Source organism: Lysinibacillus sp. UBA5990, assembly GCF_002429815.1.
GTDB lineage: Bacteria > Bacillota > Bacilli > Bacillales_A > Planococcaceae > Lysinibacillus > Lysinibacillus fusiformis.
In genome coordinates this window covers 298,164-312,720 of record NZ_DJAY01000011.1, presented here as the reverse complement: position 1 = coordinate 312,720, position 14,557 = coordinate 298,164, and the positions used below count along the sequence as shown (strand labels likewise).

The 14,557-nt window shown below is 38.4% G+C and carries 12 protein-coding genes and 1 other annotated feature; all 12 genes read right to left on the bottom strand.

The window, feature by feature from the left end:
- Window positions 1–31: 31 nt before the first annotated feature.
- The 12 genes from B3D94_RS08975 to hemA all read right to left on the bottom strand — a co-directional run bounded on the left by B3D94_RS08975 (window position 32) and on the right by hemA (window position 14,483).
- Window positions 32–1,282 (bottom strand): bifunctional folylpolyglutamate synthase/dihydrofolate synthase, encoded by a 1,251-nt coding sequence (locus B3D94_RS08975; protein WP_069482210.1) that lies wholly within the window; start codon window positions 1,280–1,282, stop codon window positions 32–34.
- A complete protein-coding gene (locus B3D94_RS08970) occupies window positions 1,279–2,559 on the bottom strand; it encodes a folylpolyglutamate synthase/dihydrofolate synthase family protein (RefSeq protein ID WP_349679800.1) in 1,281 nt (426 codons plus the stop codon). The genes B3D94_RS08975 and B3D94_RS08970 overlap by 4 nt, the downstream gene beginning before the upstream one ends.
- Window positions 2,560–2,696: 137 nt before the next feature.
- Window positions 2,697–3,095, bottom strand: a complete 399-nt coding sequence (locus B3D94_RS08965; RefSeq protein ID WP_069483398.1) for a hypothetical protein — start codon at window positions 3,093–3,095, stop codon at window positions 2,697–2,699.
- 253 nt (window positions 3,096–3,348) lie between these two features.
- A complete protein-coding gene (locus B3D94_RS08960; protein WP_069482212.1) occupies window positions 3,349–5,994 on the bottom strand; it encodes a valine--tRNA ligase in 2,646 nt (881 codons plus the stop codon).
- Window positions 5,995–6,066: 72 nt separating this feature from the next.
- Window positions 6,067–6,324, bottom strand: a binding site (T-box leader).
- Between the two features lie 273 nt (window positions 6,325–6,597).
- Window positions 6,598–7,278 (bottom strand): valyl-tRNA synthetase, encoded by a 681-nt coding sequence (locus B3D94_RS08950; RefSeq protein WP_069482213.1) that lies wholly within the window; start codon window positions 7,276–7,278, stop codon window positions 6,598–6,600.
- Between the two features lie 175 nt (window positions 7,279–7,453).
- Window positions 7,454–7,900 (bottom strand): CoxG family protein, encoded by a 447-nt coding sequence (locus tag B3D94_RS08945; protein WP_069482214.1) that lies wholly within the window; start codon window positions 7,898–7,900, stop codon window positions 7,454–7,456.
- Window positions 7,901–8,144: 244 nt separating this feature from the next.
- A complete protein-coding gene (hemL, locus tag B3D94_RS08940) occupies window positions 8,145–9,437 on the bottom strand; it encodes a glutamate-1-semialdehyde 2,1-aminomutase (protein WP_069482215.1) in 1,293 nt (430 codons plus the stop codon).
- A complete protein-coding gene (gene hemB / locus B3D94_RS08935) occupies window positions 9,438–10,418 on the bottom strand; it encodes a porphobilinogen synthase (protein ID WP_291756803.1) in 981 nt (326 codons plus the stop codon). It lies immediately after the preceding gene.
- Window positions 10,415–11,176 (bottom strand): uroporphyrinogen-III synthase, encoded by a 762-nt coding sequence (locus B3D94_RS08930; protein WP_069482217.1) that lies wholly within the window; start codon window positions 11,174–11,176, stop codon window positions 10,415–10,417. The genes hemB and B3D94_RS08930 overlap by 4 nt, the downstream gene beginning before the upstream one ends.
- Window positions 11,166–12,098, bottom strand: coding sequence for a hydroxymethylbilane synthase (gene hemC / locus B3D94_RS08925; RefSeq protein ID WP_069482218.1), 933 nt, complete (start codon window positions 12,096–12,098; stop codon window positions 11,166–11,168). The genes B3D94_RS08930 and hemC overlap by 11 nt, the downstream gene beginning before the upstream one ends.
- A gap of 18 nt (window positions 12,099–12,116) precedes the next feature.
- Complete coding sequence (locus B3D94_RS08920; RefSeq protein ID WP_036119291.1) at window positions 12,117–12,944, bottom strand: cytochrome C assembly family protein; 828 nt, start codon at window positions 12,942–12,944, stop codon at window positions 12,117–12,119.
- Window positions 12,945–13,118: 174 nt separating this feature from the next.
- Window positions 13,119–14,483: a glutamyl-tRNA reductase gene (hemA, locus tag B3D94_RS08915; RefSeq protein WP_069482219.1), complete on the bottom strand. Its 1,365-nt coding sequence runs from the start codon at window positions 14,481–14,483 to the stop codon at window positions 13,119–13,121.
- Between the last annotated feature and the right edge of the window lie 74 nt (window positions 14,484–14,557).

The window sequence follows — 14,557 nt, the reverse complement described above, 5'->3', positions numbered from 1 at the left end:
CTAGGACTTCCTATTAGGGGTCCTAGTCATTTCATACTTTTAAGCTATTTCTTACTGCCGTTAATAAATATAATGAGCCCGATACGATCGTTCTTTGCTTGCTGTCTGATTGCATCTGTAAAAATTGTGCATAATCCAATAAGATATTTTTAGATGTCGCTTTGGAAAGCTCCAGCAAATTTTGTGCAGTCATTGCTCGTGGATTATCAAAATCAACGAAATAAAATTCATCACTAACTTGCTCTAACAGGCGAAGAATTTGTTGAACATCTTTGTCTGCTAATATCCCCACAACAAATGTGATTCGCTCTCCAGGAAACTCACCCTTAATCGTTTCTACTAATTTTTCAGCACTCGCCGGGTTATGTGCCCCATCGACAATCACAAATGGTATGATTTCTTCAAAGCGGCCTAAAATAGCCGCTTGTTTCACAGCATTCTGAATTGCTGTTTGATTCACAGGCACATTAAGAAATGCTGTCACTTCTAGGAATGCTGTAATAGCAAGTGCCATATTATCGCCCTGATGAGTCCCTTTCATTGTACGTGTTAGATGGGAGAATTGGACATGTTGTTCGTCATTTCTATAACATTCTCCTTCACCCACTGAGTGTATTGAAAAATGATTACCTATTTCAAAAACTGCGGCTTTTTTTTGAGCAGCCTCTGCATAAACAACCCGCTTCGCATCTTCTGGCAAATTACCAATAATGACAGGGCGATTTTGTTTAATAATGCCCGCTTTATGACGCGCAATACTGTCGATTGTATCGCCTAGAAATTTTGTGTGCTCTAAAGCGATGCTAGGGATTATGGATACGATAGGTGTTACCACATTCGTACTATCCAATAATCCCCCCATCCCTGCTTCAATTAAGGAAATATCAACTTCATAATTCACAAAATGTAAAAATGCTACTACAGTCAAAAGTTCAAAATCTGTTAGTTTCCCGCTTAAACCAGCGGCATGCATTTGTCGAAAAACAACATCCATATCAGCTTCGGTAATAGGTTGACCATCTATTTGAATTTGGTCGTGCACATCGACTATACAGGGTGACATAAATTTGCCCACACGTAAATCATGTTCTTTGGCGATAGCCTCAAGGAAGGTTAATGTGGAGCCCTTCCCATTTGTGCCAGCCAAGTGTACGACATGTAAGTTGTGCTGAGGGTTCCCAACTAATAACAAAGCCTTCTCCATCGCCACAAGACCAGGTTTTATGACATCATCACTGTGGACAGCCCATTTCTTTTTATAATGATCAAATCCTGGTATCATCGCCCTTCCTCCTGTAGCCACTGGCGAACACCCGCAATGAAGTATAAAGAGCCGGTAATCACCACAACATCCTCTTCAGCTCTTTCACGTAATACAGTTTGTACCGATTCCAACCAATCCTTATAGGACGATTTATTGGCATTCGTTGATAACACGACTAAGTCTTCAGCAGGCATTGCATTAGGTAGATTGATTTGTGTAAAAGTAATTGACGTTGCAACATCATCCATTAGTGCAATGCTATTTGCGTGATCCTTATCTGCTAATGCTGCATACACAAAACGATAATGGCTTTTTGGAAATACCTTTTTGAGTGTTTGGATAAGTGCCGCCGTCCCTTCAGAATTATGGGCACCATCTAAAACAATCTTTTGAGGCCATTGTTCGAAGCGGCCAGCCCAATGTGCATATTGAAGTCCATACCGAATGGATGAGTCTGATATAGTAATGGCGCCCTCTTCACGCAATGCAAGGATTGCTGTAATGGCCAGACTTGCATTATTGATTTGATGGGGACCAGCCATTTTTAAAGCTATATCAGTCATCACAATATTAGCTGTTTCATACGTGAATTGCTGAATGTCTGTACTTTGTAAAATATCTGAGACAGTAAAATCTTGTCCTAAAATGAAGCATGGCGCCTGTTGAGCATCCGCCATTTCATTTATAACAGCTAATGCTTCTTCATTCCTAACCCCTACAACAACTGGAACACCCCTTTTTATGATGCCTGCCTTTTCAGAGGCAATTTCGGCAAAAGTATCACCTAAAAAGGCCGTATGCTCAAGTGAAATTGTTGTAATAATAGCTAGTAGTGGCGTCACGACATTGGTCGCATCTAAACGCCCTCCAAGCCCCGTTTCAATAAGCGCTATATCAATTTTCTGATCGGCAAAAAACTGAAACATTATTAGTGTTACTACTTCAAAAAAGCTTGGAAAATCTCCATTATATTGTTCTTCTATAATCTTAGCTAGTTTATTGAAATAGTATAAAAATTGTTCATCAGAAATTGGCTCATCATTAATGGTCATCCTTTCATTGACTCGCTCTAAATGCGGGGAAGTAAATGCCCCTACTTGGTACCCAGCATGCTGTAGCATTTCTCGAAGGGCATTTACTGTAGAACCCTTCCCATTTGAACCAGCCACATGAATCATGCGTAGTTTATTGTGAGGATTCTCTAAATGTGCTAGTACTTCTTTCATTAGTACAAGCGGTGCACGTTTATGATCAACGGCTTTTAGTGTAAAAATAAATTCCGTACATTCGTTCATTGTGTTAAACAAAAGAAACACTCCCTCTTACTGCAATATCTCTATTTTAGTACAAGTAACGTTTAATAACATAGATTAATTACAAAACAATAGAAAAAACACACAGCTAGCAACTGCGTGTTTGATAAGTATTTTTGTTAATGTACTTGTTGGGCCCCTAGCAAAGCACCCATATTGTCCAAAATAATTTTTGCATCATTGTTTAATAAAGGCATTACATCTGAACGTTGTACTAAATCAAAGGAGTTTTTTAATGTTCTTTTCAACATTGAAATATCAAAATTTGAGCAATACTCATTTATTTTATTGATGGTTAACAGATCTGCCCGTGATAGTTTTGTACACTCCTGTTGAGTTTGCCTATTTGCTAATACATGTTTAATAAGCACACGCGCACTTGTGTTTAATAAACGATAATATTTCGCTTCTGATAATTTCAATAGATTCGTTTCAATCAATACCCTTGCACTAACAAAATCAAAGTCATCACATGCTTTATTGACTTTCGTAATATAGGTTGTCATATTACCTGTCATTTTCACATCTCCATTCATACCATAAACCCGAAAAAAGCCATTGCTTTGGTATAGCGATTCCATTACAGACCATTTCTTTTCCATCTACATAACATTGCGTTAGGTTTTGTTTCCTACTATAATAACAAATTCCCTCACTATTAGACTAATTATTCTAAATATTACTATATACTTTTACCCATTTCAATGCATAACTTTTGCCCCGTATAAAAAAAAGCAATGGATGACTTTATCGTCATCCATTGCTCTACTATTACATCTTTTTTAATTCTTCTAAACGTTTTAATACAACCTCGTGCTTACTTTCATAATCCGCTAATTTTTCACGTTCTACATTTACTAATGCCTCAGGTGCTTTCGATACGAACTTTTCATTTGAAAGCTTACCTGTCACTAACTTCACTTCTTTTGCCCATTTCTCTAATTCTTTTTCAAGACGAGCGATTTCTTCCTCTAAGTTAATAAGCCCAACAAGCGGTAGGAAAACTTGAGCACCTGTAATAACTGCTGTCATCGATTGACCTGGTGCCTCTAAGGCTTCACCAATTGTTAACGTATCTGGGTTACAGAATTTCTCTAAATAAGCTTTATTCGCTTCAAGCACTGCCACTGTTGAAGCATCTTTTGCAGAGATAAATAACGGTACTTTTTTGCTCATTGGCGTGTTTACTTCCGCACGAATATTACGTACTGAACGTATAATATCCATTAGGAGCTTCATATTATCTGCTTCTTCAGCAAAATGAAGATCCGAGCGTACTGTCGGCCATGCAGCCACTGTAATTGATTCTCCATCATGCGGTAAGTGTTGCCAGATTTCTTCGGTAATGAATGGCATAAATGGATGTAATAAACGCATCGTTTGATCGAGAACGTACGCTAAAATAGAACGAGTTGTCTTTTTAGCAGCTTCATCCTCACCGTAAAGTGGTAATTTTGCCATTTCAATATACCAAGAACAGAAATCATCCCAAATGAAATTGTAAAGTTCACGACCAACTTCACCAAATTCATAGCGCTCTGCCAGAGATGTTACACGTTCAATCGTCTCATTTAAGCGTGTTAAAATCCATTTGTCAGCAACCGACTTTTCACCAGTTAAGTCGATTTCATCGTATGTCATTCCATTCATATTCATAAGGGCAAAACGTGAAGCATTCCAAATCTTATTGGAAAAATTCCATACAGCCTCTACTTTCTCAGTAGTATAACGTAAATCTTGACCAGGTGATGAACCTGTCGCTAAGAAGTAGCGTAATGAATCTGCACCATATTGCTCAATAACATCCATTGGATCTACACCATTGCCAAGTGATTTACTCATTTTGCGCCCTTCACCATCACGAACTAAACCGTGAATTAATACATCTTTGAATGGGCGTTGTTCTGTAAATTCAAGACCTTGGAAAATCATTCGAGATACCCAGAAGAAAATAATATCATACCCTGTTACGAGTGTATTTGTTGGGTAGTAACGTTTGTATTCTTCATTTGCCTCGTCGGGCCAGCCCATTGTAGAAAACGGCCATAGCGCTGAAGAGAACCATGTATCTAGCACATCTTCATCTTGTGTCCAATTGTCTGCATCAGCCGGTGCTTCTTTTCCTACGTAAATTTCACCGGTTTCATTATGGTACCAAGCCGGGATTTGATGGCCCCACCATAATTGGCGAGAAATACACCAATCACGAATATTCTCCATCCAGCGAGAATAAGTGTTTTCAAAACGAGCTGGAACAAAGTTTACTTTACCTTCTTGGTCTTTTTGAAGCTCTAATGAAGAATCTGCAAGTGGTTGCATTTTAACGAACCATTGTGCTGAAAGATATGGCTCTACAACAGCACCAGAACGTTCAGAATGCCCTACTGAATGCATATGTTCTTCAATGCGTATTAACACACCCGCTTCTTGTAAATCAGCAACAATTTGCTTACGACATTCAAAACGATCCATACCGTTATATTTGCCAGCAAGTTCGTTCATTGTGCCATCTTCGTTCATCACAAGAATACGCTCAAGGTTGTGACGATTACCAACTTCAAAGTCATTTGGATCATGGGCAGGCGTCATTTTTACAACCCCTGTTCCAAATTCCATATCAACATAGTCATCAGCTACAATTGGAATTTCACGACCTACAATCGGTAAAATAACTGTTTTACCAATTAAATGCTGATAACGTTCATCTTTCGGGTGAACAGCTACTCCAGAGTCACCAAGCATCGTTTCAGGACGTGTTGTCGCTACTTCTACATATCCTGAGCCATCAGCTAAAGGATATTTCATATGATAGAAGGCACCCTGCACATCCTGATAAATAACCTCGATATCAGACAATGCAGTTTTAGCAGCCGGATCCCAGTTAATAATGCGTTCACCACGATAAATTAAGCCTTTTTCATATAATTGAACAAAAACTGTATTAACTGCCTCCGAAAGACCTTTATCAAGTGTGAAACGCTCACGTGTGTAGTCTAATCCAAGGCCAAGCTTTGCCCATTGATCACGGATATGCCCAGCATATTCTTCTTTCCATTCCCATGTTTTTTCGAGGAATTTTTCACGTCCTAAATCATAACGTGTAATATTATCCTCACGTAGCTTTGCTTCTACTTTTGCCTGTGTAGCAATACCTGCATGGTCCATACCAGGTAACCAAAGTGCATCATATCCTTGCATACGTTTCATACGAATGAGGATATCTTGTAAAGTTGTATCCCATGCATGACCAAGGTGTAATTTACCTGTTACGTTCGGTGGTGGAATAACGATTGAATAGGGTTCTTTCCCGCTTTCTGGCTGTGCCTCAAAAAATTTCCCTTGCAACCACCATTCGTAGCGACCGGCTTCAATGGACTGTGGGTCATATTTAGTTGGCATTGAAATGTTTTCTGTCATATTGACTCCTCCTAATGTTTGAAGACTATTGATAAAGTAATCACTTTACCAAATAAAAAAACTCCTCTCGTCTAAAAGGACGAAGGAGTTTTAGTTCGCGGTACCACCTTTAATTCCAGCAGCGGTTAAGGAAATGATCATCGAGTACATTTCTCAGCCTTATCTACTGGCTCTTAATTCGGTAACGGTGTTTAACCGGCTTTAACTACTGTTAGTTCACTAAAGCTGCTCAAGGGCTACCTTCAATTAAGTACAAATAGAAACTTCTCAGCTACCGTTTCCTCTCTGAAAATGTAAACACAATTTACTCTTCCCTATCATAGCATCTGTATTTGATTTTCCTTATTGTACCGCAAAAACGTGTAATTTTTCAAGTGATTTAGTCATCTTTTAATAAGAGTAAAGTAAATAGAAAAGGAAGTGAATATTCAAATGCGTCGACGCAAGTATAACCCCTGGCTTTTACCACCTTGGATTAGGCAAGTTCGTTTTTACTGTAGAACGATTATTGTGCCGATTTGTTGTTTTCAGTTTATCCGTGTCATTATTGTTCCAACATCCGGTGATTTAGTTTTCTTATTACTCTTGCTACTTCTCAGCTATTTACTTTTGAAAGACATCATTTGATACACGAACTTTAAGCGGTGTATATTCTTCAGTTAGATCCCAAATCATGGAAGGCACTTCATGCCAAGAGCTGGATTCACGTACAACAATATGACTTGAGGATTCTCTCAAAATTGTTTTTTGGTCAACTGTTGTAGTCTTCTCTTGGTGTGAAGCTGCTACTACTGCGGTAGTTTGTTTTTTCACTTGCATGCTTTCTTCTGGTACAGCAAGTGTCTCTTCATGTTCAAAGGCACTGGCAGTAAAGGACTGATTTTCTAACAAATGGTCATTTTCAACAACTGGCTCATATTCATTAAAGATGCTAGTGACTGTCCATTCAAGCTGACATTTCTGATTCGTCAAGCTTGGGCGAATATCTTTGACCATTATATCCTTAAGGTCTGATTCCTTTGGTAAATCGACATGTAATGGCACGGCATACTCAAAATAACCTGTATCTCCTTGGACATCTAAGGCATCAATCGAAATTAAATTTTCATCGCCTGTATAAGCTTGCATATTTTGAAAATCGAAGCGTACATGTGCGGTGATATGATATATGCCTATTAGTCGAAGTGAATCCTCTAACTGCATTGCTTGCCATTGTGGCTTAATTTGTACAGCTGCTATTTCTGTTGGGCAGCCGTACCCAGGAAAACAAAATGTTTCACTCATATTCCAAGTTTTATGTTCGATAATAATCCCTCCCTTTGCATCATATGACTTATGAGGGGATAGTATGCTAGAAAGCTTCCTATTCAACCGTATAAAAAAAGAGGAAATTCATATAAAAATGGCATGCTAGAACATTACTTCTAGCATGCCATTTTTAGGAATGTACTTACATCCATTACACATGTACTAATTTAATTTTATTCGCTACGCGATCTGTTAACATTCGTGTTGCCTTTGGTACAATCGGTTTGAAAATTGGATTTAAAACAGGACCAGCTAATCCTCCAGCAATAACTTCTAAGAAGCCTGTCATTTTTGTGTTTTCAGCATCGATGCTTTCTGCAAGGAAATAGCCATTTCCTGTAAAATTATCCGAGAGACCTTTAAGTTCAAATGTCACTTTGGACGGGGATACCCACTCTAAAATAATAATTTCTACTTCAACTGTTTTTTTCAGAACTCCAACATTTCCTTTAAAAGTCCATGTTGAATGTTTGTCATCAATCATTTCATGTGTGTTATAACCTGGGACAAGCTTTGCCCATTTTTCCATATCACTGACGAAATCCCATACATGTTCAATTCCTACGGGTACTTCGACCGTATGTGTGCCTGTTGCCATATCAATTCACTACTTTCTTTTATGAATAGCTATATTATAAACGATATCGTCCACATTTTGGCTATGCTGAAAGATATAATTTTGACGAAAACAGGTCCTTCATCCAGTATAGATGATTGTCCTTGGTAGTTAATATATGCTATATTTCCTTTTTTGATCTTTTATTGCTCAAGTACTACAATGACTTCTAACTTATATCTAAAAAAGGGCATGCTAGATTTTTTTCTAGCATGCCCTATCAATTTTACTTAGCTAATTGTGCAAATACTTTATGGAAGGCATCAACTGTTTTTGCGATATGCTCCTCTGTATGTGCAGTAGAGATAAATAACCCTTCAAACTGAGACGGTGGTAGGAAAATTCCTTCCTCAGCCATCAAGTGGAAGTATTCAGCAAATAAGGCTAAATCCGATGATTTAGCAGTTGCAAAATCAATTACCTCTTCGTTCGTAAAGAAGAAGCCAATCATAGAACCGGCACGATTAACAGTGTGAGGAATATTGTATTTCGTCGCCGCTTCACGGAAACCAGCCTCTAGCTGATCGCCTAGTTGTTTAAAGTATTCATAAGTATTGTGATCTAAACGTGATAACGTTTCATAGCCTGCTGTCATAGCTAATGGATTCCCTGAAAGTGTACCTGCTTGATAAATTGGTCCAGCTGGTGCTACTTGCTCCATAATTTTTTTAGTACCAGCAAACGCTCCTACAGGAAGGCCGCCGCCAATTACTTTCCCTAACGTCGTCAAATCAGGTGTAACTCCGAAATAACCTTGTGCACAGCCATAATCGACACGGAAGCCCGTCATAACCTCATCAAAGATTAATAACGCACCATGTGTAGTTGTTAATTCGCGTAAACCTTCTAAGAAACCTGATTGTGGAGGTACAACCCCCATATTCCCTGCAACAGGCTCTACAATAACTGCAGCTAACTCTGCACCAAATTTTTCGAAAACAGCTTTAGCGCCTTCTAAATCATTATAGGCTACAGTTAACGTATTACGAGCGATATCTGCTGGTACGCCAGGGCTATCAGGAAGACCCAGTGTGGCAACTCCAGATCCTGCTTTAATTAGTAATGAATCACCATGGCCATGATAAGAGCCTTCAAATTTTAAAATCTTATCCCGACCTGTAACACCGCGTGCTACACGTAATGCAGACATAGTAGCTTCTGTTCCCGAAGAAACAAAGCGAATCATTTCCATGCCTGGAAGACGATCTAACACTAATTGAGCTAAACGATTTTCTGTATAGCTTGGTGCACCAAAGGAAGAGCCTTTTGCCGCAGTTTCAGCAATTGCTTTGACAACCTCTGGATGTGTATGTCCTAAAATAAGTGGGCCCCAAGATAATACATAATCTATATATTCATTACCATCAATATCTTTAATGATAGCCCCATGGCCTGATTCCATGAAAATTGGGTCCATATTTACTGATTTGAATGCACGAACGGGGCTGTTCACCCCACCTGGCATTAACTGAACAGCTTCAGCATAGGCTTGTTTTGATTTTTCGTAAGAACGTGTCATTTATTTCTCCTCCAACCAACGTGCAACATCTTTTGCATGATACGTAATAATTAAATCAGAACCTGCACGTTTCATGCCTAACAATGTTTCAAGCACAACTTTTTTCTCTTCAATCCAACCATTAATAGCAGCTGCTTTAATCATCGCATACTCACCTGAAACATTATACGCAACAAGTGGTAATGGATAATTATTTTTCATATCTCGAATAATATCTAAATAACTTAGCGCAGGCTTAACAATTAAGAAATCCGCCCCCTCTTCGATATCAGATTCTGCCTCACGGAATGCCTCTAAACGGTTTGATGGGTCCATTTGATATGATTTACGATCACCAAATTGTGGAGCACCATCTGCCGCGTCACGGAATGGGCCATAGTAACTTGACGCATATTTCACAGCATATGACATGATTGGAATATGTTCATAGCCCGCTTCATCAAGCCCAGCACGAATCGCCGCAACAAAACCATCCATCATATTAGATGGAGCAATTATATCTGCGCCTGCCTTTGCTTGTGATACTGCTGTACGAGCTAAAACATCTAATGAAGGGTCATTTAAAATTTGATCGCCTTCAATTAAGCCGCAATGACCATGATCCGTAAACTCACATAAGCATGTATCCGCAATGACTAAAAGCTCAGGGTGACGCGTTTTAATTAAGCGAGTAGCTTCTTGGACAATACCATGATCATGGAATGCACCAGTTCCAACAGCATCTTTTTCAGCTGGTAAACCAAATAAAATTACAGCTGGGATTCCTAAAGCAACAACTTCATCAATTTCTGCTTCTAGCTTATCTAATGAAAATTGAAAAACACCAGGCATAGATTGTACTTCATTTTTAATATTTTCGCCCTCTATTACAAAAATAGGATAAATCAGGTCCTCTTTATGTAAGTATGTTTCTTTTACCATTGATCTCATCGTTGCATTGGCACGCAAACGACGATGTCTTTGAAATTGTAGTTTTGTCATGATTTGTCCCCTACTTTCATTAATTCTTCGATGACTGCTTGCATTGTATATACACTTGGCATGATATCCACAGTTGCACCGTATTGTTCAAGAGCTGCTTCCGTAATATGGCCGATGGCTGCAACTCTTGTTGCCTGCCACCCAACATGTACTGCTACACTTTTTGCATATACATCAACAGCTGAAGGACTAGCAAAAATCACTGTGACGTCCTCATTGTGATGAATGCAATTAATAATAGCTGTTGTTTGATCTTGTCGTTCTACCGTTTCATAAACTGTCCATTCTTTCAAATTAAAGGGCAGTCCATCCTTCAACGTACTTTTCGCCTTTTCTCCACGAATAAACAGACAACTTGGATGGTCGCCAGCTATACTTGGAAATTCCTTGACGAAAATATCGGCACTAAATATGGAAGGCATAAAGCTCACTTGAAATCCTAGATTTTCTAACGCTGTTGTTGTTTTTGTACCAATGGAAGCAATTTTCGATTGGAAATTTTCGGCACTTAATTGATACCGTTCCATCTTATTAGCAAAGGCATCTACTGCATTTTGACTCGTAAAGATAATCCAGTCAAATTGAAGCGCACTGTTCAACAGTTTTGCATCATCGTTGTCCATACGTTCGCATGTTTCAATTAATGGGGCAATTACTGCATGGCCGCCTAAAGCTGCAATATCATCTACAATAGCTGTTGTTTTAGATGTACCTGTTAAAAGTACCGTTTTACCTCTTAAAGGTAAATCATTTTGCATCTTGCTCTGCCTTCACACGTTGAATTAAATCGAAAGCTCCTTGTTTCGTTAAAATAGTAGCCAGCTCTTCCCCCATTTTTTGTGCGTCTGAACCAACTACTGTTTCTTTATACACAACTGATGCATCAGGTGCAGCAACAAGGCCTGTTAAAGTAATTTCATCCCCATTTGATGTGGCATAGCCAGCGATTGGCACTTGGCACCCACCATCCATAGCCGCCAAGAATGCTCGTTCTGCATGCGCCTCTTGCCATGTTAATTGGTCTGTTAATTTAGCTAACTCAGCTAGTAACTCGGTATCATCTCCACGGCATTCAATACCAAGAGAACCTTGTGCTACGGCTGGCAAGCAATCTTCCACTGATAAAAATTCAGTGACAACATCTTCACTCCAACCAAGTCGTTTTAAACCGGCTGCTGCTAAAATAATCGCGTCGTATTCTTCGGTCTCAAGCTTAGCTAAACGTGTATCAACGTTTCCTCTAATCCATTTAATTTCAAGATCAGGACGTACTGTTAATAGCTGTGCACTACGACGTAAAGAACTTGTCCCGACTACAGCTCCTGCAGGAAGATCAGCAAATTTAACATGTCCCTTCGAAATAAATGCGTCACGTGCATCTTCACGTGGAGGAATACAGCCAATTACTAAACCTTCTGGCAATACAGCAGGCATATCTTTCATAGAATGGACAGCAAAATCAATCTCTTTATCGTAAAGGGCTTGTTCAATTTCTTTAACGAACAATCCTTTTCCCCCTACCTTTGAAAGCTGTACATCTAAAATTTGATCACCTTTTGTCACGATTTCTTTTACTTCAAATTCAAATGGAGCACCAGCAGCCTTTAATTCATTAATGAACCAATTTGTTTGCGTTAGTGCTAGCTTACTTCTCCTAGAACCTACAATAATTTTTCTCAACAGTCTCCAACCTTTCCTCTAATACCATAAATGGAATCGCGATAAACTACTTCCTAAGAAGAAGTTCACAACAACTAATAAATAGGCATAAATATGTACCCAAGCATAAGTTGTACCTATCAGCTTGCTTTTGCGATTCACATATAAGATAAAGCAATACAAAATTAAAATAATGAAGGATCCTATGATCTTCGCATCGAAAATCGAAAGACTCTCTAATGTTAATAATGCCCATTCAAACCCTAATATTAAACTTATAAATAACATCGGGATCCCAATAAAGAATGATACATTCATCCAGTTGCTCGTTTGCTGTAAAGATGGCAGTCTTGTCCATAGATGGGACCACTTTTTCTTCTTCAGTAATCGATATAAAACTAGATATAAAATGGCAAACACAAATGTTAATGTGAATGCTGCATATGACAATATCGCAAATGATATATGAATAAAAAGCATTTCCGAAATTAATGTATCTCCGACAGTTCCCGTAGGACGTTTAGGCATAAATGTAAATATACTAGCAAACAAAAACCCTAATATATTTATAATAAATACCGGTAAGTCTACTCTTGCAATGCAATGCAGGATAATGGATAACGTCACAAGTAACCAGGAGTAAAAGAGAATCCCCTCTGACAATGATAAGATCGGAAAGCGTTTTGTTTCCACAAACGTTAAAATAATAATGGCACTTTGAATCATCCATACAAATGAAACAAGCCAGAAAGCAATGCGCCTTGCTCGTACTTGCTTATAAAAATAATCAGTAAAGTAAAAAACTAGACTGATCGCATACAAGACGATCATCACCTCATATAGCCTTGTCATGGTCAAATCAGCCAATAGACATCCCTTCTTTGTATTGAAATTGTACAGCTATAAGTAAGAAAACAAAAAACGTTTTCGTATCCTAAGTTTACCATACAGATACGAAAACGCCTCATGTAATATCAGTAGAGAATCCAATAGCGCAAAACCACTTCGTACAACTTCTGTGTACAAAACGCATTAGATAATTTAGAAAGAATACTTTGGTTCAGCAGAAGTTTGAGTTGCCTGTGCGCGTTCTTTACGCTCAAGCTCTTGCTTCGTCATCTCTTGAACTTCAGCTTCCACAGCTTCTTCTATACCAAAAATTTGTTGGAATAAACGTAACTGTTCATTTGCTTTTGGTGAATTAGCCATTTCTTTAGCTTGTAAGATTGGCTCTTTTAACAATTGATTAATAATTGATTTTGTATGTTTACTTAAAATTTTACGTTCACGTTCCGTTAAATCTGGCATTTTATTCTCTATACTAGTCATTGTCTCTTCTTGAATACGATTTGCTTTTTTACGTAATGCAGAAATGACAGGTACAACACCAAGCGTTGACACCCAATCTTTAAATTGGATCACTTCATGCCCAATCATATCCGTAATATCAGCAGCAGCGCGTTCACGCTCAGCTAAATTAGCTTCGACAATTCCTTGTAAATCATCAATATCATATAAGAAAACATTTGGTAAATCGCCAACACGTGGATCGATATCACGAGGAACAGCGATATCTACCATAAATAATGGTTTTCCTTTACGTAAACGTTCCACGAATTGCATGAGCTCATAATCAATGACATAATCAGTTGCACCAGTCGATGTAATTAAAATATCTGCTTCTAATAAGGAGCACTGTAATTCCTTCATTGATTTAGCTTGACCATGGAATTTAGCGGCTAGGGTTTCCGCTTTTTCAAACGTACGGTTAATTACTGTTACTTTTCCTACTCCACTGCCGTAGAGGTTTTCAATCGCAAGCTCCCCCATTTTTCCTGCACCTAGAATAGCTACATGTTTGCGTTGTAAAGAGCCAAAAATTTTCTTTGCTAATTCTACTGCTGCATAAGAAACTGATACCGCATTCTCGCCGATAGCTGTTTCATTATGTGCTCGCTTTGCAAATGTTACCGCTTGTTTAAATAGTTGATTGTAAACCGTTCCTGTCGTGCCAATCTCTTGTCCACTTAAAAAGCTTTTTTTTACTTGCCCTAAAATTTGTGTTTCACCTAGAACCATTGAATCGATTCCAGCTGTCACTTTAAATAAATGTTCGACTGCCTCATCTTCTTCACGAATTGTTAAATACGAAGAAAATGTCTCCACAGGCAAGTCAAACCAATTAGCTAAAAATTGTTTCACAAAATGACGTCCAGTATGCAATTGATCCACAACAGCATAAATTTCTGTACGGTTACATGTCGAAACAATAACGTTTTCTAAAATACTTTTCTGCTTTTGCAGCGCTTCCATTGCCTGAGGTAGTTCACTCTCAATGAATGATAACTTCTCTCTTATTTCAACAGGCGCTGTTTTATAATTCAAGCCTACTACGATGGTATGCATGAATAACACCTCACACGTTCTAATTCACAAATTTCATTATAGCACAGTTCGACAATAGTTCATCTATAATTTGT

Coding starts and splice junctions, on each gene's coding strand:
- B3D94_RS08930 (WP_069482217.1), bottom strand. CDS start 11,176: ATGCAAAATGATTTACCTTTAAGAGGTAAAACGGTACTTTTAACAGGT.
- B3D94_RS08975 (WP_069482210.1), bottom strand. CDS start 1,282: ATGATACCAGGATTTGATCATTATAAAAAGAAATGGGCTGTCCACAGT.
- hemL (WP_069482215.1), bottom strand. CDS start 9,437: ATGACACGTTCTTACGAAAAATCAAAACAAGCCTATGCTGAAGCTGTT.
- hemB (WP_291756803.1), bottom strand. CDS start 10,418: ATGACAAAACTACAATTTCAAAGACATCGTCGTTTGCGTGCCAATGCA.
- B3D94_RS08950 (WP_069482213.1), bottom strand. CDS start 7,278: ATGAGTGAAACATTTTGTTTTCCTGGGTACGGCTGCCCAACAGAAATA.
- B3D94_RS08960 (WP_069482212.1), bottom strand. CDS start 5,994: ATGACAGAAAACATTTCAATGCCAACTAAATATGACCCACAGTCCATT.
- B3D94_RS08965 (WP_069483398.1), bottom strand. CDS start 3,095: ATGACAGGTAATATGACAACCTATATTACGAAAGTCAATAAAGCATGT.
- B3D94_RS08970 (WP_349679800.1), bottom strand. CDS start 2,559: ATGAACGAATGTACGGAATTTATTTTTACACTAAAAGCCGTTGATCAT.
- B3D94_RS08945 (WP_069482214.1), bottom strand. CDS start 7,900: ATGGCAACAGGCACACATACGGTCGAAGTACCCGTAGGAATTGAACAT.
- hemA (WP_069482219.1), bottom strand. CDS start 14,483: ATGCATACCATCGTAGTAGGCTTGAATTATAAAACAGCGCCTGTTGAA.